The following is a 22,228-nucleotide window of genomic DNA, read 5'->3' as shown; positions in this document are numbered from 1 at the left end:
ATATTGTTCTTAAATGAACTCAGGCGCTTTTTATCCTTATTCTTCTTATTGACCTAAAGCATTAAATAATTGTTTAGTTACTTTTTTAATGCTTGGCTTTATGTATGCTTTAATTAAATTTATAATTAAAGCATACAAATTACGTGCATAAAAAGTAATGGATACAAATTTTAGTGGAACTTAATATGACATTTTTAAAAAATGTAAAGCAACAAGCGGCGACTAAAACGCCTTCTGAATTAGAGCGTTTATGGCAGCGAATTGAAAAACATACTAAGCGTAACGCAAACTTTGATATTAAAAAGCAGACCCTGTTTTCTCAATTTCAAGAACAAGTAGAGCACCATGAGCAACGTCAAGCTCAAATGATTGCAGAACAAATCATTCATTTTAGTAAGTTTATCCAACGTAAAAGTTTAACTATTGAACAGCGTAATGAACTTGTGGATTGGATAAATGAAGATTTAGATTATTTGTCAGAACATCCATTCATTGGCGAGTTGAATGTTGAGGAAGTGTCTCAAGTTTTTCAATCTTACCTAAATAAATATAACCAAGATACGGTTAGTACAATCCCTTCTTCAGAGTTAAATATATTACGTAATATGTTACAGCAAGATTTCCCCGGTTTAGAATTAACAGATGACGAACTGAGAGAAATAACAGCTGAGCCTTCATTGCTTTATAAGCACCTTGACGAGCAAGGTTTTGGTGAGGAGAAAGATGATGAAGCGTTTAGTGCAGATAATATGCACTATGAACAAGATGAAGATTGGGATGACTTTTTTGACCAACACGAACGATTTGATCGCGATGAAATTAAACAACAAAAAAACAACTCAAAATTAGAAAAGTTATTTAAAGGCTCGCAGCTAAACAAAATGTATAAACGTTTAGCATCTAAGTTGCATCCAGATAAAGAATCTGATCTTGCAAAAAAAGCAGAAAAACACGAACTAATGCAACAGTTAGTACAAGCTCGAAAAGAGAAAGACGGTTTTACTTTATTACAGCTTTACATAAGCCATTTTGACGACGATGTCGATTTTGATGAAGAAACCAAAGCAAACTTAATACCGTTACTGCAAAATAAAATAATCGAGCTAAATGAACAGCATCGCCAACAAAAAGAAAGTAATGACCAATATACAATTGTGTGGCGTAAGTTTAATGGTCGTAGTAAAGCGCAAATTAAAGATAATTTTGTAAACCATTTAGCGGCGCTAAATAATGAATGTGATGAAATTGCTAAACGTTTAGAGTATTGCACTACGGTTAAATCACTTAAAGATGAGCTTAACAACCGAATTATGAATAAACGTCATATGCCCATGTCTTTAGAGGCGGCACTCGAAAACATGTTCAATTTTTGATAAATTAACAGTGACGCCAGCCTAAGTTTTTTCATTAAGTTAGAATGGCTGTCCTGTTTAGCTGTTTCTTTACGCTGCGGCAACTGTATTGCCTTGTTCATAATGTAGAAAAGCTGCAAAGCGCGATGTATTAAGAAAGATAAGCCCTTAGTTCCTCAATAAAGTCACTCAAACACCAGTGTTCCCTTCTAAAATACTAATTAAAACAACACCGAACACTTTTTTGTATTTTACGTAAAAATACAGTAAACGATTGAACCAAAATATGAACTCGGCTATGGTTTGTTTACCAATAAAAATAAATAAAAAACGATTTAACCGGCTGCTTGTTAGGTGTTTCGAGGGGTTGTATGTTTTTTTTGAGTAAGTTATTTCGTTGGGAGCGAGGTAGGCAAAAGTCAGGCTACGATAAAATGTTGATTTGTGGTGCTACGTGGCCAATTAAATTTGATACATATTTGCTTAAATTCCCACAAGGGAGTGAAATAGCACCACACACAGACAAAGTTGAATCTGGTAAACACTATCGATTGAATATAGTGCTTAAAAAAGCAGATTTGGGTGGTGAGTTTATTTGCAGTAATCCGATATTTGAAACAAAGCGGGTTAAGCTATTCCGCCCTGATGTAAGTGAGCATCAGGTATCAAAAGTTATAAAAGGTAATAGATATTTACTCAGCATTGGGTGGATAAGAAGGAGCTCTAAATACTAGATTTAAAACCTAATTGTGAATGTTGTAATAAGAATTTACCTGCACAGTCCACTGAGGCTTTTATTTGCTCATTTTAATGCACTTTTTGTTTGGGTGTAATACCAACCTGCATAAATATTTGGGCAATTTAACGAATTAAATTGCCCTATAATACCGCTAAAAATTTTCATTTAGAACAATTGGATACAAAAATACTTACCTAGTTCTAGCGTGATTTTCTCATCGTTAAATAGACCCCGTATAAGCAGATTGGTATTATTAAACATGTTTTAGACTCCCAATGTCAGAATAAGCATGCGAATACCGGTTATCATTAAGACAATGGCAAAAGCGCGTTTTAGTTGTTTTTGATCCAACTTGCTGCCAATTTTTACGCCAATAGGGGCAAACAAAATGGTCAGCGGAATAATAAGAAAAAAGGCAGGAAGGTTAACTAAACCCCACGTACCTAAGGGAGCATCGGTTGGCGTTGTGCCAATACTTAATAAGGTAATTACGCCTGGTAGCGCAATTAATAAGCCAAAAACAGCCGCAGTACCTACCGCAACATGTGCGCGTACGTTAAATGCGTTTAACATAGGAACGCCAATAGTACCGCCACCAATACCAATCATGACCGACAAACCGCCTACAATACTTGCCATCATACCTTGACCAAATTTACCTGGTAGTTGTTTTACAAGCGCAGGTGCGCCAGCTCTAAATAACATGTTTAAGCTGACTAAAATAGCAATACAGGCAAACATGAGTACTAATGCGTTACCGCGAACAGTGTGCGCAATAATGCTACCGACAACCGCCATCACTAATATAAACGGTGCCCAATACTTTATTAGCGCAAGGTCAATATTGCCTTTGCTATGATGCGAGCGAATAGATGAAAGTGAAGTAGGTACTATGGTGGCAAGCGATGTGGCGGTCGCTATCATCATTGCCGACTCTGGGCTTACGCCAAAACCTTGCAGTAAAAAGTACAGCACAGGCACGATAACAATACCGCCGCCTACACCAAAAAGGCCTGCTAAAATTCCGGCAAAAATACCGGTTGCTATTAAGGCCACTACTATTGGCCATTGGTTAATTATTTCTGACATTGTGTTCCTGCTGTAGTTACTGTTGCGCGCCCATTTGAATGAGGATCTGTTGCAGCTTCAAGGTGTATCTAAAATAGCCCCAGCGTACCTCATTATTTCGTTATTATTATCAACGCTTATCCAATCATGGTCACGTTGATTTAATTCATGTTCTATATGAAAAACTAAACCTTTTTTAATTTTTTAATTTGTACTCGCATTCCCCGCGTTGATCCTAGTAACCAGCGAGGGTAGCTAATTGCTTGGTTTATTGGCTTATTTCGCTATGCGTAGCTCGCAAAAGTAGCGACTTGGGTTTGTGGTTGGCCTTCATCGCCCATTGTTTCGTAGGAAGGCGACGACCATCGCTAAATTTGCCATTGCAGGATTAAGTGTATGTGCAGGATTTTTATTAAATAACTGAAATTGGATAAAATTTATTAACTTACATTGTTTAATTAAATAATTATTGTTAGTTTAGCTTCAAATTATAAAGTAGTACTTTAGGTTTGATATGGGATTTTTAACTAAAAATAAATACACGCTTTATGGCATTGCCGCTATTTTACTGTGGAGCTGTTTAGTTGCGTTACTTAGGGATGTATCTGAGTTGTTTAGCCCCATTGGTGGTGCAGCAGCTATGTACACAGTAAGTGCTGTGTTTTTAATACTTGTTATGGGGTTACCTAAGTTAAAAGGGTTTTCTAAACGCTACTTAGTGATAGGTACTTTATTATTTGTATTTTACGAGGTGTGCTTAGCGCTCTCTATTGGTATGGCTAATAATAGGCATCAGGCCATGGAAATGGCGGTAATAAACTATTTATGGCCCACTCTCACTATTTTATTGACCATTATAGTAGGGCGTAAAAAAGTAAGTTACTGGGTTTACCCGAGTATGTTTGTTGCCTTTTTAGGTGTTGCTTGGTGTATAGCTGGCGATGCCGGTATTTCAGTAAATACGCTTACTAATAACTTTGCCGATAACCCAGCGACGTATTTAATGGCATTAGCTGCAGCGTTTATATGGGCTATTTATTGCGTAGTAACGCAAAAGCTGAGTAATGGTAAAAATGCCATTACGTTATTTTTTACTGTTACGGCAATTAGTTTGTGGGCGCAATATGGTTTTAGTAATGAAGCGCCATTAACGTTTTCACTCAGCTCAAGCATGACGTTATTATTAGCTGGTGTAGTCGTGGGGAGCGGTTATGCACTGTGGAATCAAGCTATTATTGGCGGTAACTTAATGCTGTTGGGCACGCTTTCGTACTTTACACCGGTGTTTTCTAGTATTATTTCGGCGTTGTATTTATCTATTACGCTGAGTGCTTCGTTTTGGCAAGGGGTTGTACTGGTAACAGTGGGCTCGCTAATTTGCTACTTTGTAACGCGAGAAAAGCCTAAACGCACAGTAAACTAATCTACTTTAGTTAACTCTTTTAAGGTGCTGATATTTAATGGTTTAATGGTTTTATATTTTAAATCTAAATTTATACCTTTAATGAGGCGTGCAATACGCCTCATTAAGTTTTTCTTTATAATTTTGCAGGTATAACTGCATAGCTTACTGATTTATTTCTAACTTTTTTTGCACAATAATAAAATATTAATGCAAATACTGCAGCGCTAATATCAACAAAACCGCTTTGATAATATTTTAAAAAATCATCAGCTAATAAAGCCTGTATAAGTGTTGAAACTCCCATACCAGCAGATAAAAGTGTAATACCCATTAAGCCCCAATAGCTAGCGTGGTGAGTTCCTTTAAAAAAGGTATAAGCAACAAAGGCAAAAAATACCAAATAGTAACTATAGAGATAGCTGTAATTTGCGTTACCCATATATTGGTTAGTCCATTTAGCTTGTAATAAAGTGGCAACCATTGCAATCATTGACCCTAAGCAAACACCAATTGTTAAATTTGCCATAAATCGTGTACTTCGTTTGTTGGCATCTTGTTTAAAGCGCTTGTCTAGCCATAATAAGTTACCAGAGTAAAATAAGAATGCGCCAAGTAGCCCCATAACAAAATACCCCCAACGTCCCCATTCACCTCCATAAGTACCAAAGTGAAGTGAAAAGAAACTTCCTACTATATTACCCCAAACACCATCATCTCCTTGCGGATAGCTTGAGTTAAGTACTTCTAATGTATAGGGGTGTAAGAATAAGTAGTCGGTATCAGGTCCGCGAACGACAGCGCTGCTATTACTCATTTTTAATGTTGCAGTCGGACTGTTTGTATTTAAACGACTAAATGTAATGTGAATTGGCTCATAACCTGGGGCGTAGTTTTTTGCCGCTAGGAGCTGCTTATTTATGCTTGGTAAGTTTGCAATATGATAATTATGTGCTGCTGGGGCAGGACGTTGAAAAAAGGATTTATCGTCATAAAATGCTGATAGACCATCATAAACCAGATCATGAAATGCAAATACCACCACAGTAAACGCTATAATTAAATGAAAAGGCAAGCTGGCGATCCCAACTAAATTATGACTATCGAGCCAAAAGCGACTGGCGCCTTTTTCTTTTCGAATCGCAAAAAAGGTTTTTACAAGCGTAGGTAGTAAAATAATTACGCCAGACACCAATGCTAAAAAGTACAGCGCAGATGCTATACCGAGTATATATACGCCTGATTGGTCGTGCCCAATTTCGCCTGCAAACCCTGCGGTTCGATGTAAGTAATCTATTAAATCTGCAAGTTTATTCTCACTTTGTTGCTGTATTACAAGATCATTTTGCTGGTTTAGATAGAGCACCTGTAATTGATTATCAAGTTTCATCCCGCGCTCTTTACCTTGGCTATACCAAGATAGTGGCGCTTGATTTGTTAATAAGTCGAGAGAAAAACCATTACCCATTTGCTCAGGGTACTTAGCTATTGCTTGATCAACCAATGTTTGGTGATTGTTAGTGTGTGGTTTAGTCACTGGTGCACTGGCGGGGTTTGCCCACTGTGCTAATTCGTGTTTAAACATGGTTAAACTACCAGCATAAAAACCTATAAAAAGTACTAAACCTGCAATTATTCCAGTCCATGTATGCACGCCTTGGTAGGTACGCAAAATATCGGCTCTTACTCTCATAGCCAATTCCTTAAAATTATAAATAAACTATATAGCGTTATATTTAAGCCCCCAAGTGTCAGCCAAGCATTTTTTGCTGAACTAAACAGGTAGGTGAAGCTAAAAATAGTTAACCATAAAATGGGTATCATCCACATATTAAATTGCACTTTATCGGGCGCATCTATGCCTCCCGCTCCGTACCATGCAAAAAAAGCAACGAGAATAAACGCTAGCGCTAGCCCTAAAAAACAACCAGCCAAACTTTTGCCAAGCCAAGTTGGTTTTATTTTTTGCCTTTGTGCAGATGACATTATTTTACTTCCTTGTGTTTAATCAGGCTTACGATCGGAATTATTATTAAAGCGAGCATTATCATTAAAATGATAAAAAATACGGCTGCCGCATTAGAAAAAGCATATAAGGCTAATGGTATTGCAATAACAAAAAGGATAAATGCGAGCTTGCGCCAGCTTTTGTTAATGGGTTTGCTTAGAAGTCGTTGGTGGCGGTTACTAAGATAAAACAGGGATGTAGCAGTAAATAAAATAAGAGAAAGGGTAAGTTGCAACATAAATTAAAACACTTATTAATGATGTTGCTATTCTAAATGATAACTAAACTCAATTGCAATAAGTGTGTGTTTGTGCTATTTTTTCGAAAAATAAAACAACTATCCATAAAAGGAAATAACTGTGGTAGCTTCATTTAAGCCTAATAAACTTTCACTACTGATTACAAGCTCTTTGTTATTGGCTCAAAGTAATGCATTTGCTGATGAAACAAGTCGAGAATCAATAGATACAATTATTGTAACAGGCGAAAAAATCGAAAGGTCACTCAAAGATACGATTACATCGGTTGCAGTGGTAGATAAGTCACTATTAGAAAATGGACAACTAGGTTCGGTTTCAGAAGCTTTGGCAGAAATGGCAAATGTAGTGGTACTTACTGGAGCCGTGCCAGATATGCGCGGTGTGTCGGGTAATGGTGGTGCAACAGGTTTTAACTCATTTAGTGGAGGCTCTAAAGCAAGAATATCAACGCTTGTTGATGGTGTAAGTCAGCCATTTGTAGCTGATTTAACCGGTGATACAGGTTTGTGGGATATAGATCAAATAGCGGTATACCGTGGACCGCAGTCAACTAGCAATGGTCGTAATAGCATTGGTGGTGCAGTTTATATGACAACCAAAGCACCAACACAAGATTTTGAAGGTGCTGTACGCGTTGGGTATAGAAATCAAGATAGTTACCTTGATACAGCCGCTGTTGTTTCGGGGGCTTTAATTGAGGATGTACTAGCATTTCGTTTATCTACTCAATATGTAAATGGTGAAACCTTTAGCAACCCAACGATACATGAAACCAATCCAACAGATAAAAACTTAAATAAGCTTAATACCAGTAGTACGCGTGCAAAATTACTGTATACCCCAACAACAGATTTAGCTGTACAGCTAACTTACTCTACCTACAGTGAAGAGGGTAATACAGGTCGTAAGTACTTTGAAGGTGATGAACCGTTTGATTATGTGCCTTTATTTCAGCGCGATATGGATACCCAGTCAGACACGACTCAGGTAAATATTGATTATAAAATAAATGATAACTTTTCGTTCGATATACTACTCGCATATATGGATTATGAATGGGGCTTTGAAGCATATGAGGCACTTGCCAGTGCGGAGTCTGATATTTCTATGGATGAAAAAAATATCACAATTGATAGTAAATTAAACTTTGGCTTAAATAGTGATTTTTATTCGGGCTTTGTAGGTATTGCTTATTTTGACCGTGAACAAGACTTTAAAAGCGTTGGTGCAACCAATTATTTTGGTGACGATAGTAGTGACTCTAAAGCAATTTATGGCGAAACAAGCTTTGAGTTAACAAATGAGCTTACGTTAACAGCGGGGCTGCGAGTTGAGCGTGAAGAACAACTTCGTAATTTTGATATGGCTTTTGGTGGCAGCAGATTAGTTGAGCAATTAGATAATTCTAATACGATAAAACTACCTACGGTAGCTGTTCAATATAAAGTAACTAATAACACTACCTTATCGGCAAGTGCTCGTCGTGGTTATAACGCTGGTGGTGGTGCCTTAGATTTTGCTGCACAAGAATACTATTACTACGAGCAAGAATCAGTAAATACCTATGAAGTAGGCTCGCGTAGCGTACTAAATAATGGTGATTTAAATATTAGTGCTAATATTTTTTACAATAACTTTAATGGTTATCAAGCTTTAAGCTCAAGTCGAAAAATCACTAATATTGACGATGCGCATAGCTATGGCTTAGAACTTGAAGCATATAGCATGCTAGGTGAGCAATGGCAGTTACATGCAGGGCTAGGTTTATTAAAAACTAAAATAGATGAATCAGCGACTTATTCAGATGCAGTGGGTAACGAATTAAACTCAGCACCAGAGCTAACTGCAAGTTTAGGTTTATCGCATTGGTTTACAGATAGCTTAAAGTTAAATGTGAGCGCTAATTATGTAGACGATTACTATGGCGATTTAACTAATACAGAAGAGCGTGTTGCCGGAGGTTATACAATTACGCGTGCAACAATAAGCTATAATAGCGATCATTGGTTGGTGAGTGCTTTTATTAATAATGCATTAGATGAAGAAGCATTTACGTCAGTTGAGCCTGCAAGTGGTCGTTACCCAACGGGTTATGTTGCGGTAGTGAATCCTCAAACGTTAGGTGCTTCAGTAACGTATCGTTTTTAACGTGCTTCTAAAATAATGAATTGGAAATTGTAACGCTACTTTTTAAAGGTAAAATAATTTAAAGCCCTAAAGCCCTAAAGCCCTAAAGCCCTAAAGCATTAGGGCTTTTGTTGTGATTCAATAAAACCGGACACTAATCTAGGTGGTATTATTACCACTCAAACAGAGGTGTTCTATGACAAAACAACGTCGCTCTTTTTCTCAAGAGTTTAAATTTGATTCAGCAAAATTAGTCCTTGATGATGGGTACTCATTTCCTGAAGCTGCTCGTTCACTAGAAGTCGGTGAAACAGCCCTTCGCCGTTGGGTTAAGCAACTACAAGAAGAGCGTGGTGGCACAACACCAAACTCCAAAGCACTTACCCCTGAGCAACAGAAAATTAAGGAACTTGAAGCTAAAGTTAATCGACTTGAAAGAGAAAAAACAATTCTAAAAAAGGCTACAGCTCTCTTAATGTCAGACGAGATGAACAATATTCGTTGATAGACCAATTAAGTGAGCATGAGTCTGTGGAAATGCTCTGTAGCGTCTTTGATGTTCCACGTTCGAGCTTTTATGATTTTAAAAAGCGTGTAACATCGATAAAGCTTGAAGAGGTGCAACTTAGATCAACGATTAATGAGTTATTTTTACTCAGTCGTGAGTCAGCAGGTAGCCGCACGTTAGTAGCGATGCTCAATGACGTTGACTTACCGATAGGTGTGTTTAAGGTGCGCCGTATTATGCGCGACATGGAGTTGGTATGTAAACAACCTGGACCTCATTCATATAAGTTGGCGACTGTGGAGCGGCCAGACATTCCAAACATACTTAATCGTGTGTTTAACGTTGATAGCCCAAACCAAGTTTGGTGTGGGGATATTACCTATATTTGGACGGGTAATAAATGGTCTTATCTGGCAGTTATTATCGACTTGTTTGCTCGTCGCGTAGTTGGCTGGGCATTATCAGATAAGCCTGATACAGAATTGGTTATTAAAGCATTAGATAGAGCCTACGAGCAACGAGGCAAACCATCTGAATTGATGTTTCACTCAGATCAAGGAAGCCAATACGGCGCAAAGAGGTTTCAGCAGAGGCTATGGCGTTACCGGATAAAACAAAGTATGAGCCGCCGAGGTAATTGTTGGGATAATGCGCCGATGGAGCGCCTATTTAGAAGTTTAAAAACAGAATGGGTTCCCTCATTGGGTTATAGTAATTATCAAGAAGCTGAAAAAGATATTAGCAATTATTTGATGAATTATTATAACTGGCGCAGGCCACATAGCCATAATCAAATGGTTGCCCCTGCTGTAGCTGAAGAAAAACTTAATTCACTGTCCGGAATTAGTTGACCACAACATTTTAAATAAAGGGGAACTTTAACCGAGCTTAAATTAAATAATGTCGCGCACTTGTTGTTTAAATGACTTGCCAATTTTAACTGACACGCCTGATGCTAGTTGAACGCTTTCAGTACTTAACGCGACCACTTTGTGTTTGTTAATCACGTAAGATTTGTGGACTTGAATAAATGAAGTATCAAGTTCCTGCAATATGTATTTGAGAGTACTGCTTGCAAGTAATGATTTTTCACCTTGCCATATTCTTACGTAATTTCCATACGCTTCAAACATGTCTATATCGCTTAATTGAATTTTATGTTTTTCACGATCGATTTTAAGCGTAATAGTCAGAGGTGCCTTGGGATTTAGCGTTATGTGTTTTCTTTTTTTCCGTACTTTATTGAGTGCTTGTTCAAGGCGTTGCGCAGATACTGGTTTTAGTAGGTAGTCAGTTACGTCAAGTTCAAAACCGGCTAAAGCATATTCTTGATACGCACTAATAATAATCACTTGTGGTCGATTCGCGAGCACTTTTAGTAATGCAATCCCTGATAGTTCGGGCATGCTTATGTCTAAAAATAACAAATCAATAGATGATGTGGCTAAAGCACATAATGCATCTTTAGCGTTAAGGTATTGTCCGCTTATATTAATATCTTTATGGGCACTTAAATGATGCAGTATAACGTCATGCGCGAGCGGCTCGTCATCAACAATTATTGTGTTTAGCATGCAGCCAGCTCCAATTTAAGTGTGGTTTGCCAAAGGTTTTTATTTTCATTAATAATTAATGTGTGCTTATTTGGATATAAAAGAGTCAACCTACGGCGTAAATTGTTAAGTCCCATCCCATGCTCTGAATTGTTATTAGGTAGAATAGGGTTGGAGGAAAATAGCGTTAGTATGTTATCGACCATGGTGATTTTAAACACAACCGTTACTTTTTGTGACGTCGGCTCTACACCATGCTTTATCGCGTTTTCTAAAATCATTATTAACAGTAGTGGCGAAATTAAATAGTGTTGTTGATATTCAGGCCATTGCACATCAAAGTTACAGCGCTCAGCGCTTCGTAAACGCTGTAATGCAATAAAACCTTTTAAGTAATTGATTTCTTTTTCTAAACTCACCTGTGCTTTTTGACCTTCGTAAACACTGTAACGCAGTAAATTAGCTAATTGCATAACAAGATCTGGTGCATTATCTGCTTTTTTTAATGTCAGCGCGTAAAGATTGTTTAATGTATTAAATAAAAAATGAGGGTTAATTTGCTGCTGAAGTAGCTTTAGCTCTGTTTTTGTTTGTTGCTGAGCAATGTTGCTAATTTGAACGTGTTGTTGCTGACGTTCAAACGCTAAAATAATCGGTGTGCTTATGGCTAAAAATAAAAATACAAACTGATAATTTTCAGGGCTGAAAATATTATTATTACCGCCAGGTGTTAAGTTAGCAATGCCTGCAGGTAAATCGTTAATAGGTAACAGTAGCAAGCCCGATGTTAATATAGGTGTAAGTGCAACGAGGCTTATTAAACTTGCAAACAAAAACATCAGTACACCATGATAGGTTAATACGTAGCGTATTAATAAATATCTATTTAATAAATACACTCCATATACTAATCCGGCACAAACAGTAATTTGCCAAAGGTAACCCAAAAAAGTATCAAGCTGTGTGAATACTTTATAAACGTCAATAACAGGCTCAATAGGCTGGTTTAACATAGGATCAGTATGCGTATTGAGTATGCTTGATGTAACTATTGCCCAACCTAAAAGTACTATAAACACGACTGTATCAAGTGAAAACAAGGATTTAAGCCATTTATTACTCAACACATTGTTATTTTTATTAGTGCGTTTAGCAATAAGCCATATACCACTTGCAGATGCGCACAGTGTCCAACATTGTGCATCAAGGTATTGCCATTGCGAAAAGTTAAGAAGCTGGTTATTAAATACTAGCAAGAGAGATGGATAGGCTAAAAAGCCTGACAGCCAAACTATGATTGCGGGTGTAAGTAATAAACGATATGCAAACGCATGGGCTATAAAAAAGGGAATACACTGTAAAAAAAGTTGAATATTAATAGCCAGGTATTGGCTCGTTGAATCCATATGTGATGACAAAAAGCGTATATGAGAGTCGAGCATAATAGCAGCAATTAGCGGTAAAAAAATTATTAGCTGGGTAATGCTAAAGCGTTGCCATATTGGTGTATTGGCTTGCTGCATATGTGACTCCATTTTTATTATAGTTTCTGAGCGGGTACGCTCAGATAAAATTGTCTTTTTATTTTAAACATTACCTTTGCACAATTCACTACGCTGAGCGCGCTAGTTTATCTATAAAACTGTTTCAATCATAATTTATTTTTAAAATAATTATTTTATTTCATAGGGTTAGAAACCGTTTTAAGCATACTAGGCCGTTTATTTAAATGATGAAAGGTCATATTTAAATGACCAACGTTACTTTTTTATGTTCATCATTTATTTCAAGACGTTAACCATTATCTTCTCGCTTGTATTGACTTGTTTTCTTAAGCTGGTGCTATACCAATTAAGGAAGAAACTAATGCTTACACTGAAAAATATCAACAAAAAATACGCAGATGGTACGCAGGCTTTGAATGATGTGACAATCACTCTACCCGCCGGTATGGTTGGTCTACTTGGCCCAAATGGGGCGGGTAAGTCAACACTTATGCGCACACTCGCGTGTTTACAAAATGCCGACTCCGGACATATTAATTTTAATGGCCTTGATGTGATTAGCCAACCAGATGCGCTTCGCTCGCAGCTAGGATATTTACCACAATATTTTGGTGTGTATCCCAATATGAGTTGTCGAGCGTTACTTGAGCATATTGCCGTATTAAAAGGTATAGATGGTAATGCACGCAAAAACCAAATTAATAGCTTACTTGAACTAACCAATTTGACTCAGTTTGCTAATAAAAAAGTTGTTAATTTTTCGGGAGGAATGAAGCAGCGTTTTGGCGTGGCTCAGGCTTTGTTAGGTAACCCAAAACTAATTATTATGGATGAACCCACTGCTGGGCTTGATCCTGTAGAGCGAGAAAGTTTAAATAATTTACTCGTTAGTATTAGTCAAAATAGGTTGGTATTGTTATCGACCCATATTGTAGAAGATGTTGAAAATTTATGTCACTACGTGGCCATTATAGATCAAGGAGCACTCATACAAAGCGGTGACGTAAAAGAGTTACTAGTTCCTTTAGAAGGTAAGATTTGGCAGCTCGAAAGTTTACCCACGGGCATACCGAATCAGTATGTATTAAGTAAGAGCCATCGCTATGGTAGATCGTCATTTCGTGTGTATGCAGACACGGCTCCTGCACAAAATGCAATAAACTCGCCCGCTACGCTTCAAGACAAGTACTTTTTTGCACTTAATGAAGGGAGTCAAACATGTTAATTTTTAATGAGTGGCGATATGCAGTGCGCCAACCACTTGTTTGTCTGTGCATTATTATCCCTTTGGTATTTGCGGTTATGTTGTCCTCTGGGCTTGCAGCAGTTGAAGTTGATTCGTTAAAACAATTTAAGTTAAATATTACAATGCTACAAATGATGCAGTTACCTGTGCTTGTAGGAGTATTAGCGCCCGTTATATTTTTACGAGATCAGCACGCGTCAATGCAGGAGCTTATTTATGCTACGCAAACTAGTTTATTTAAGCGCAGTTTAGCAAGGGTATGCTTACTGATTTGCTTGGTTTTTATTATCAGCTTAATCAGTAATTTAGTAATGATATACATGCATGTAAGGCAATTGGGCTATATACCAAATATGGTTTCTTTTACTGTATTTAATAGCTTTTTAGTGTTGTTACCAAATAGCTGCTTTTTAGTTGTGGTTGCCTTTTTTGTTTGCCATAAATCAGCTAATTCATTACCCAATTATGTTGTTTTTACAGTGTTGTGGATAGGCTACATAATGCTTGCAAGTATTACCGGAAATCCCATGCTTGCTGGAAGTAGTATTATAAGCAATCGCTTTTATACATTATTTGTTTGGCTTGACCCTTTTGCATACACCGCCGTAATAAACAGTTTAACCAATTCATTAGGGGCTTCATTTGCTATTAATCGCGTTGTTGTGAGTATGCTTGCTGTTGGTATTTTTTATATTACTTTTAGTAAAAATAAAAAACACACATTATTAAAGAGTAAAAAAAGTAAAAATACTAACGAATACATTCGTTACAACACGTTAAAACCCGCTGAATATAAAACAGCGAGAGTCACGCAAAAGCCATTTTTGATGATGGCCAGTTTATACAAAACTACGCTGGTTAATTTGGTTTCACACCCAGTTACTTTACTGATTATTTTTGTTTGGCCGGTGATGGTTTTTAATAGTGTTGCCTCGTCGTCTGGTTATGTTGAACCAATGAGTGTTATGAGCACCACAAGCCTTGATGCGATTAGTTACTATGCATTTGATATGCAATTGTTGTTTGGCACTTTATTAATGGCTTTGTGGAGCTGGCAAGTAAGCTGCTTTGCTAAATACTATAATATAGCTGAGCTGATCGCTGCCACACCGCTCAAAACATATTACTTTTTAAACAGTCAGTTATTGGTCCTAGGTACAATGATATTGGTTTTTTTAACAATGAGCTTATTAGGGGCAAGTGCAGCTCAGTGGTTTTTACATAGTGCATATCAATTTGAAGTACATTTAACCATTTTATTTTTGATGGCAATTGTGCTTGCCATTATTGCGTGTGTATTTTTGTGTGTATTTAATTTGTGTCGTTCGCAGCTTATTGCGGGTTTGCTAATTGCTGTTATTTTACTGATCAAATTTACACCGATAATGACTTATCTTGGTCTTACGCATACATTGTGGAGTGTTGGTTGGACGCCTTTGCAGGCACCTGATAACTTTTGGGGTTATCGTGCAAGTATAAGTAGTTATTGGCCTTATATATCAGTTTGGTTAGTTGCGTGTATAAGCTTAGTTATAATTACGGGAATTTTTAATCACCGAGGTGCCGGATTGAGCCGAAGAGTAATGGGGGTTAAACATTTTTGGTTACTTATTCCTTTACTTATCAGTGTGGCACTATTTACTCAATTACATTTAAGACTGGTTGAGGAGAAGCCTTTAACCAACTCACATAAACGCGAGGCATTTAAAGCACAATACGAAAAAGCATTCTCACAATGGCGCAATGTAGCACAGCCAAACATTGTACACATTGATGCTAATGTAGACTTTTATCCGCATCAGCAGCAAGCTCATTTTTCCTTAATATATACCTTAAAAAACACCCATCAAGCTCCTATTAAAGAGATATTGGTTGGGCGCTCTGGTTTTTATAAATGGGCCGATATTGAAATCGATGGCGCGCAAAGGGCTAAAAGCTTTCCCTTGCTTAATCAAGCTGTGTTTAAGTTTGAGAATGAAATGCAGCCAGGAGAAATACGTAAACTAGTTACACGGTTTGATGTTCATCAAGCTAAGCTTTGGCCAGTAAGAGGCCATCAGATAATAACCCCTGAATTTAGCTATATACGATCAGTGCCTTTATTGCCGACTGTTGGCTATCAAGATAATTATGAGTTAACCGATCCTATACTTCGTCAGCAACACGCACTTAAAGTGAAGTCGGTGATTAGACCCACGAAGCTATTTGCTAAAACGGCGAAAGCAAGTACTCATTACCAGTGGCTTACTATGTCGAGTAAAGTGAGTACAACAAGGGGTTATCAGGTTATAACCCAAGGAGAGGAAATATCACGTACCAGCAAAGATGACCGCGAAATATTTCATTTTGAGACTCGTACACCCATAAATGCAATCCCAGCTTGGGTGACCGTGCCTTATTCCCCTGTTACTAAGCAGCAAAACGGCGTGATGTTAAACGTGTTTGCTAAAGACAAAAGCGAGCCTGCACGAGCGGAGTCTATAGCCATGAACCTCAGTGCAATGGGCGACACAATAAAATGGCTTAATAATATAAGCCCATATAGAGCAAAACAATTGAGCTTAATAGGCTCGCCTAGTGTTGGTGCTACAGGTTATGCATTGCCGCAACTTATACTTATTGAAGACAGTGTTGGTTTTAGATCAAAGCCAAGCGCTAATGCAGGCTTTGATCAACGCTATCGCCGTGCAGTTCACGAAACTGCGCATCAATGGTTTGGCCATGATATTGGTAATGGAGTATTTTCAGATAGCGCTTTTTTAGTGGAGTCTATGGCAAAGTATATTGAGCTTGTTGTTATAGAGCAGCGTTATGGGAAAGCGACCATGCAAGCGCTGGTTGAGTATGAAACAACACGCTATGAGCAAAGTATGTTGATGAACATAAAGGAGCGATCAGCCTTAGTTGATGCTACACAAAGCTTTGACCAATATTCGCGAGCAACCATTGTCTTTGCTAAGCTACGCGCTGCTATTGGGGATGAACCCATTATTAATGCGCTCAAGTTGGTTTGGAAAAATCATGGTTATCCAAACAGTCCCGCCAATTCTATGGATTTTATACGAGCATTAAAACATGAAGCTGGAAAAGAACAAGAAAGCTTAATAAACACACTGTTTTTAGAGTAAGTACGTTTAATTTGAACATATATTTAGTAAATCAAAAGCCCTATTATTTTAGGGCTTTTTGTTGCGTGCAGATTACTTTCCATTATTTACCTTTGCTAGTAACTCTATAACTTTTTGTTGACCAAATGTTTGTGCAAATTGTTCTGCCGTTTGACCTGCTTTGTTTTGATGCGCGTTGTCGCAATCAAGTGATACGAGTGTTTTAGCTATACTAAATTCACCTCTGAATATAGCGGCCATAAGTGCTGTGTTACCCCGGTTATCTTCCATGCAAGCATTAGCGCCTAAGTGTAAAAGCGTGTTAACCGTGTTTTTATTACCGTGGTAAGTGGCAATCATTAATGCGGTGTAACCTTTATTGTTGTAACTGTCGATAGGAATACCGGCATCTACAAATTGCTCTATTACGGCTGTATCGTTTGTACGAGCTGCGGCAAAGTAATAAGCAAATAAGCTTTGGTATTGTGTTTTTGCAGAATGTTGGCTTTCAACTTGCGTACTGGGTGTTTGTGTACTTGGGGTATTTTGAGCGTAAACGCTACTGGTAAAGCTCAGTAGTAGAGCGACTATAATTAATAAATTACGCATAACAATTGTCTCTTATAAAAAGAGGAAGGGGGGTTATCCCTTCCTCATAATTGTGGTTGCTTATATAGCTGCTAGTTAATTACAACTAGCTACTTACAAGTTAGCTGCTAGTTGTTTAACCATTTTAAGATCGCCGTTTACAGCTTTAGTTAAACGTGTACCGTACTCACTGTCTGCTTTGTAGAAGTGGCTAAGCATTTTGTGTTTAACATTGCTGTTTTGCACTTTACCTAAATCGCCTGCAAGGTTATTAACGAGGTTTGTACGTTCTTGCTTGCTAAAACCACGGTATAAAACACCGGCTTGCGCGAAGTTTTGTTGCTTTTTAATCGCGGCTTGCTGTACGTAGCCTTTAAGCTCGGTTTGGCTTCTACGTGCAATTGGGTTTTCAGCAACGTTTTCTTGACTTGGCTGGTAGTTTACATTGCCTGTAGTGTTACCGTAATTCATTGCGCCGTCTTGGTTGTAGTTAACTACTTCAACTTTTGCACGGTTAATTGGCAATTGCTGGTGGTTAGCACCTAGGCGGTACATTTGTGTGTCTGCGTAAGAAAATACACGGCCTTGTAATAAGCGGTCTTCTGAAGGCTCAATACCCGGAATAATGTTTGATGGCGCCATAGCTACTTGTTCCGTCGATTGGAAGAAGTTAGTTGGCATGCGGTTTAACGTAAGTGTTCCCGCTTTAACTTCTTTTACATCTAACCACATTTTTGTTGCATCTAACGGGTTGTAATCAAAGTCATCAAGCTGTGATGGATCAAGCGTTTTAATGTACAGATCCCATTTAGGGAAATTACCTTTATTAACTTCAGTGTATAAATCGTGAGTTAAGTGCTGGAAATCTTTACTTTGCACCTTTGCTACTTCTTTTGCGTCAAGGTTATCAATGCCTTGTTGGCTTACCCAATGAAACTTAACGTATTTAACATCACCCGATTTATTAATCATTTTGTAAGAATGAACACCCCAGCCGTCCATTTTACGAAGGCTTGCTGGTGTACCGTAGTCGCTGTAAACCCACGTTAGCATTTGTGTAGAACCTGGTTCGTGGGAGAAAAAGTCAAATACACGGTTAGGATCTTGAATGTTATCTACCGGAGATGGTTTCAAAGAATGGATCATATCTGGAAATTTAATCGCATCACGTATAAAAAATACCGGTAAGTTAAGGCCGACTAAATCCCAGTTACCTTCATCAGTATAAAACTTAATTGCAAAGCCGCGTGGGTCACGCAGTGTTTCTGGGCTGCCTTTAGAATGAATTACTGATGAAAAGCGAACAAATACGTCTGTTTCTTTACCTACTTCTGAAAAAGGGGCTGCAATTGTTAAATCGTCTAACTCTTTAGATGCTACAAACACACCATGTGCACCAACACCACGGGCATGAACAACACGCTCAGGAATACGCTCACGTGCAAAGCGTTGTAGTTTTTGAATTAGTTGTACGTCTTCTAGTAATACACTGCCGCGCTCACCAGCAGTAATCGAGTTTTGGTTGTCGCCAACAGCTGCGCCGTTATCTTTAGTAAGTGTTGTTGCTGCGCTTACCGGTAATGCCATTGCAAGTGCTAGCGCACTTAGTGTTAATTTTGTTTTGTTTATTTGAGTATTCATTGTCGACCTCATCTATTTAAAAGTGCCGGCAGTGGTGCAGGCTGTGAATCTGTTAACGATAGTATTGATTTTATTAACTTCGGTAAAACTGATTAATTAGATTGATATGATTTGTAAAATAGATGAAATAAATTTCAGAGGTGCTTTTAAGCCTTACCATCTACGACCTTAGTCGATAGGCATTTTTATAAAGTTGATTAAATACAACGATTTTTAGTTTTATCAGAGTGTATTTTCACCAAGCTGGTGCGTTTTATACTTACAGTGTGTTGACATATTCGTGTAATAAAGGGAATATGCTCAACTTATGGGCTTATGCTCACCATTAAGTTACACTAAAAAGCTGCACACTATTAATCGCGCTTAACTCGTTATACTTAAATTAGCTAAACCAAATAGTTTTAATAAGGTGACAAGATGAATACTAAAATTGAATTAGTGATATTTGATTGTGATGGCGTTGTTATTGATAGCGAAATTTTAAGCGCACAAGTACTCATTGATATGCTTGTTGAAAAAGGCGTTGATATTGACCGTGCTTATGTACAGCAACACTTTTTAGGCTGCAATTTTAAAACAGTAAGCCAAAAAATAGCGGATGCATTTAATGTCACTCTTCCTGAAAGCTTTGAAAGTGACTACCGCGAGGCACTGTTAAACGAATTTGAAACAGGGCTAACCACGACTGACGGTATAAAAGACGTACTTAACAATTTAGCTGTGCCTATTTGTATAGCTACTAGCAGCAGCCCAGCACGCACAGCAAAAGCGTTGAGCGTAGTGAGTTTAAGTAAATACTTTAGCGATACGGTTTTTACCAGCAGCGAAGTTAAGCGTGGTAAACCAGCACCCGATTTATTTTTACATGCAGCTAAACAAATGGGTGTAAAGCCAGATCATTGTTTAGTGATTGAAGATAGTAAAGCAGGCGTAAATGCAGCAATTGACGCCAATATGCAGGTGCTGCATTACAGCGGTGGGCAACATATGCAAGGGTCGGTAAATCATGTGCACAGTGCTTACCCAAATGTTGATCATTTAACGCATTGGCAAGGTTTTTTTAGTGCATACCCTGCACTTAAAAAGCAGTAAACACGCAGCTTTTTAAATACACAAAGTTTTAAACGCGATTTGCTCGCCTTACTCACTGACAGGCAAGCAAACGCAAAATATAAATGTAGATGGTTTTGCTTTACTAAAAATAAAACAAAACATGGCAAAACATCATGCGTTTATAAGCCAAATTATAAAAGGCAAAGTATGTAAGTACTATACCAATTTGCTTAAATATAGAGTGATTTAACTTGTTAAATTATTCAAATAGTTATGCTGATTGGTATTAAATACTTTGCTGTTAACAATAGGAAATACCATGGCAACGAGTCCACACACACAATCATTTAAAGATGTAAACGAAGAGCAGCTTCCTGTTGCTAATAACCGATTACACGGTTGGAAACATTTTGCAGGGCTATATGCTGGCGAACATGTTGCAGCTACTGAATTTGTTATTGGTGCAACGTTTGTTGCATTGGGCGCTTCAACTATTGATATTCTACTTGGTTTATTAATAGGTAACCTTTTAGCCATGTGTTCTTGGTGGTTAATTACCGCGCCAATAGCTGTTGAAACTCGCTTAAGTTTATATAACTACCTTAATAAAATTGCTGGTAACTCAATGACCAAGCTCTATAACTGGGCTAATGTGGTTATTTTTAGTGTTATATCGGCCGCCATGATCACGGTATCCTCCACCGCCGTACGGTTTTTGTTTGATATACCGGCACAACTTGATTGGTACCCTAATAGCTTTTGGTTTGTGGCCATTGTTTTAGCGGTAGGCTCTATTGTTGTTTTTGTGGCTATGTATGGTTTTTCGACGGTTGCTGACTTTTCGAAACTGTGTGCACCGTGGCTATTTGTTATATTTATCGCAGGTTCGTTCGCATTATTCCCTGAGCTTTCAAACCATGTATTAGGTTCTACGTCTTTAAGTAGTTTTGGCGACTTTATGACCATAGGCGACTCCTCCATATGGACGGGCACCAATGCCGATGGTGAAAAGGGCATTGGCCTATTAGAAGTAATTGGTTTTGCATGGGCTGCTAACTCAATCACTCACTTTGGTTTGATTGACATGGCTATTTTTAGATTTGCTAAGCGTAAAAGCTACGGTTTGTTCTCGGGTGTGGGCATGTTTTTTGGTCATTACTTAGCGTGGATCTCTGCCGGTATTATGGGCGCAGGTGTTGCAGTATTACTTAAAACAACTATTTCATCGCTTGATCCAGGTGATGTTGCATACCATGCATTAGGTTGGACTGGATTTGTTATTGTAATAATAGCGGGCTGGACTACAGCAAACGCAAACCTTTACCGTGCAGGCCTTGCAGCACAATCTATATTTGTTAATCAATCACGTGAACGCACAACCGCTATTGTAGGTGTTGTTACGGTGATTATTGCGTGTTTCCCGTTTGTATTTTCACAAATGCTACCGCTACTTACCTACGCTGGTTTATTAGTAGTACCAGTAGGCGGCATTGTATTTGCTGAGCATGTATTGTTTCCTAAAATTGGTTTAACACGTTACTGGGCTAAGTATAAAAATATTACCCGCAGTGTACCGGCTATTGCCTCTTGGGCGCTGGCGCTTGTGTTTGGTTTTGGCTTAAATGCTATTGATGTTATGTCGTTTTACTACTTATTTATTCCTACGTGGATTTTCACAATCGTTATTTATACTTTATTAGCTAAAAAATACGGTGCGGGTGAAGATTACACTCAAGAGATTGCTGCAGACGAGCAAGAGCTAAAAGCAATTAAAGAATACCAAGCTACAGAAGCTAAAGATGTTCCAAAACCAGTTATAGATAGTTCTATGTTTAGTAAGGTGCTTAATGCCATCTCTACTATTTCGTTATTTGTTATTTTTGTATTTGCCAGCCAAGTGATGTTTTTTAGCGAAACAATGAGCATGTACGGTGAGAATAAATCGCAATTCGAAATAGTGTGTTTTATCTGTACTGTTATTTACTTTGCATCAGCTTACTGGTCTTTAAAACGCCATAAGGTATTAAATACAGCATCGTAATTACGGTGCTTAAAATATTCGTTTCGTATC

General features: G+C 37.9%; 16 protein-coding genes. 10 read left to right on the top strand and 6 right to left on the bottom strand.

The window, feature by feature from the left end:
• The first annotated feature begins 185 nt into the window (after window positions 1-185).
• From I6F49_RS05425 to I6F49_RS20555, 3 genes are all read left to right on the top strand, one after another.
• Window positions 186-1,373 (top strand): hypothetical protein, encoded by a 1,188-nt coding sequence (locus tag I6F49_RS05425; protein ID WP_197178972.1) that lies wholly within the window; start codon window positions 186-188, stop codon window positions 1,371-1,373.
• A 350-nt stretch (window positions 1,374-1,723) separates the two neighbouring features.
• A complete protein-coding gene (locus I6F49_RS05420) occupies window positions 1,724-2,086 on the top strand; it encodes a 2OG-Fe(II) oxygenase (protein ID WP_197178970.1) in 363 nt (120 codons plus the stop codon).
• Window positions 2,080-2,163: a DUF1272 domain-containing protein gene (locus I6F49_RS20555; RefSeq protein ID WP_197179136.1), complete on the top strand. Its 84-nt coding sequence runs from the start codon at window positions 2,080-2,082 to the stop codon at window positions 2,161-2,163. The genes I6F49_RS05420 and I6F49_RS20555 overlap by 7 nt, the downstream gene beginning before the upstream one ends.
• A gap of 192 nt (window positions 2,164-2,355) precedes the next feature.
• Here I6F49_RS20555 and I6F49_RS05410 read toward each other — a convergent pair whose 3' ends face one another.
• Window positions 2,356-3,180, bottom strand: a complete 825-nt coding sequence (locus tag I6F49_RS05410) for a sulfite exporter TauE/SafE family protein (RefSeq protein WP_197178968.1) — start codon at window positions 3,178-3,180, stop codon at window positions 2,356-2,358.
• Between the two features lie 493 nt (window positions 3,181-3,673).
• Between I6F49_RS05410 and yddG the strand changes: the two genes are divergently transcribed.
• On the top strand, window positions 3,674-4,582 hold the full coding sequence (gene yddG, locus I6F49_RS05405) for an aromatic amino acid DMT transporter YddG (RefSeq protein ID WP_197178966.1): 909 nt from the start codon (window positions 3,674-3,676) through the stop codon (window positions 4,580-4,582).
• Window positions 4,583-4,697: 115 nt separating this feature from the next.
• On the opposite strand, the gene I6F49_RS05400 is transcribed toward yddG, so the two are convergent.
• The gene (locus I6F49_RS05400; RefSeq protein ID WP_166377437.1) at window positions 4,698-6,254 is read right to left on the bottom strand and encodes a PepSY-associated TM helix domain-containing protein; all 1,557 of its coding nucleotides are present in this window, start codon (window positions 6,252-6,254) and stop codon (window positions 4,698-4,700) included.
• Between the two features lie 674 nt (window positions 6,255-6,928).
• Between I6F49_RS05400 and I6F49_RS05395 the strand changes: the two genes are divergently transcribed.
• Window positions 6,929-8,977, top strand: a complete 2,049-nt coding sequence (locus I6F49_RS05395; protein ID WP_197178957.1) for a TonB-dependent receptor — start codon at window positions 6,929-6,931, stop codon at window positions 8,975-8,977.
• A gap of 175 nt (window positions 8,978-9,152) precedes the next feature.
• Window positions 9,153-10,315 (top strand): IS3 family transposase gene (locus I6F49_RS05390; protein WP_197178956.1). Its coding sequence is split into 2 segments (ribosomal slippage): window positions 9,153-9,408 and window positions 9,408-10,315, totalling 1,164 coding nucleotides; the frame shifts between segments, so codons are not numbered across the junction.
• A 42-nt stretch (window positions 10,316-10,357) separates the two neighbouring features.
• Here I6F49_RS05390 and I6F49_RS05385 read toward each other — a convergent pair.
• Together I6F49_RS05385 and I6F49_RS05380 are read right to left on the bottom strand one after the other, a co-directional pair.
• Complete coding sequence (locus I6F49_RS05385; protein ID WP_197178954.1) at window positions 10,358-11,038, bottom strand: LytR/AlgR family response regulator transcription factor; 681 nt, start codon at window positions 11,036-11,038, stop codon at window positions 10,358-10,360.
• A complete protein-coding gene (locus tag I6F49_RS05380) occupies window positions 11,032-12,540 on the bottom strand; it encodes a sensor histidine kinase (protein ID WP_197178952.1) in 1,509 nt (502 codons plus the stop codon). The genes I6F49_RS05385 and I6F49_RS05380 overlap by 7 nt, the downstream gene beginning before the upstream one ends.
• Before the next feature lie 343 nt (window positions 12,541-12,883).
• Here I6F49_RS05380 and I6F49_RS05375 point away from each other — a divergent pair, with 343 nt between their 5' ends.
• Together I6F49_RS05375 and I6F49_RS05370 are read left to right on the top strand one after the other, a co-directional pair.
• Window positions 12,884-13,747, top strand: a complete 864-nt coding sequence (locus I6F49_RS05375) for an ABC transporter ATP-binding protein (RefSeq protein WP_197178950.1) — start codon at window positions 12,884-12,886, stop codon at window positions 13,745-13,747.
• A complete protein-coding gene (locus I6F49_RS05370) occupies window positions 13,741-16,896 on the top strand; it encodes a M1 family aminopeptidase (RefSeq protein WP_197178948.1) in 3,156 nt (1,051 codons plus the stop codon). The genes I6F49_RS05375 and I6F49_RS05370 overlap by 7 nt, the downstream gene beginning before the upstream one ends.
• A 72-nt stretch (window positions 16,897-16,968) precedes the next feature.
• On the opposite strand, the gene I6F49_RS05365 is transcribed toward I6F49_RS05370, so the two are convergent.
• Together I6F49_RS05365 and I6F49_RS05360 are read right to left on the bottom strand one after the other, a co-directional pair.
• A complete protein-coding gene (locus tag I6F49_RS05365; protein ID WP_197178946.1) occupies window positions 16,969-17,484 on the bottom strand; it encodes an ankyrin repeat domain-containing protein in 516 nt (171 codons plus the stop codon).
• 93 nt (window positions 17,485-17,577) lie between these two features.
• Window positions 17,578-19,104, bottom strand: a complete 1,527-nt coding sequence (locus I6F49_RS05360) for a catalase (RefSeq protein WP_197178944.1) — start codon at window positions 19,102-19,104, stop codon at window positions 17,578-17,580.
• A gap of 417 nt (window positions 19,105-19,521) precedes the next feature.
• On the opposite strand from I6F49_RS05360, the gene I6F49_RS05355 reads away from it, so the two are divergent.
• Together I6F49_RS05355 and I6F49_RS05350 are read left to right on the top strand one after the other, a co-directional pair.
• Entirely contained in the window at window positions 19,522-20,196 is a 675-nt protein-coding gene (locus I6F49_RS05355) for an HAD family hydrolase (RefSeq protein WP_197178942.1), read from the top strand.
• Window positions 20,197-20,476: 280 nt separating this feature from the next.
• Window positions 20,477-22,198 carry a purine-cytosine permease family protein gene (locus I6F49_RS05350; RefSeq protein ID WP_197178941.1) on the top strand — a complete coding sequence of 574 codons (1,722 nt, stop codon included), beginning with the start codon at window positions 20,477-20,479 and terminating at the stop codon, window positions 22,196-22,198.
• The last annotated feature ends 30 nt before the right edge of the window (window positions 22,199-22,228 follow it).

The sequence above is a fragment of the Pseudoalteromonas sp. SWN166 genome (assembly GCF_015864485.1).
Classification (GTDB): Bacteria; Pseudomonadota; Gammaproteobacteria; order Enterobacterales; family Alteromonadaceae; genus Pseudoalteromonas.
Note: the sequence above shows the minus strand (reverse complement) of the source record. Positions and strands in the feature narration are given on the sequence as shown.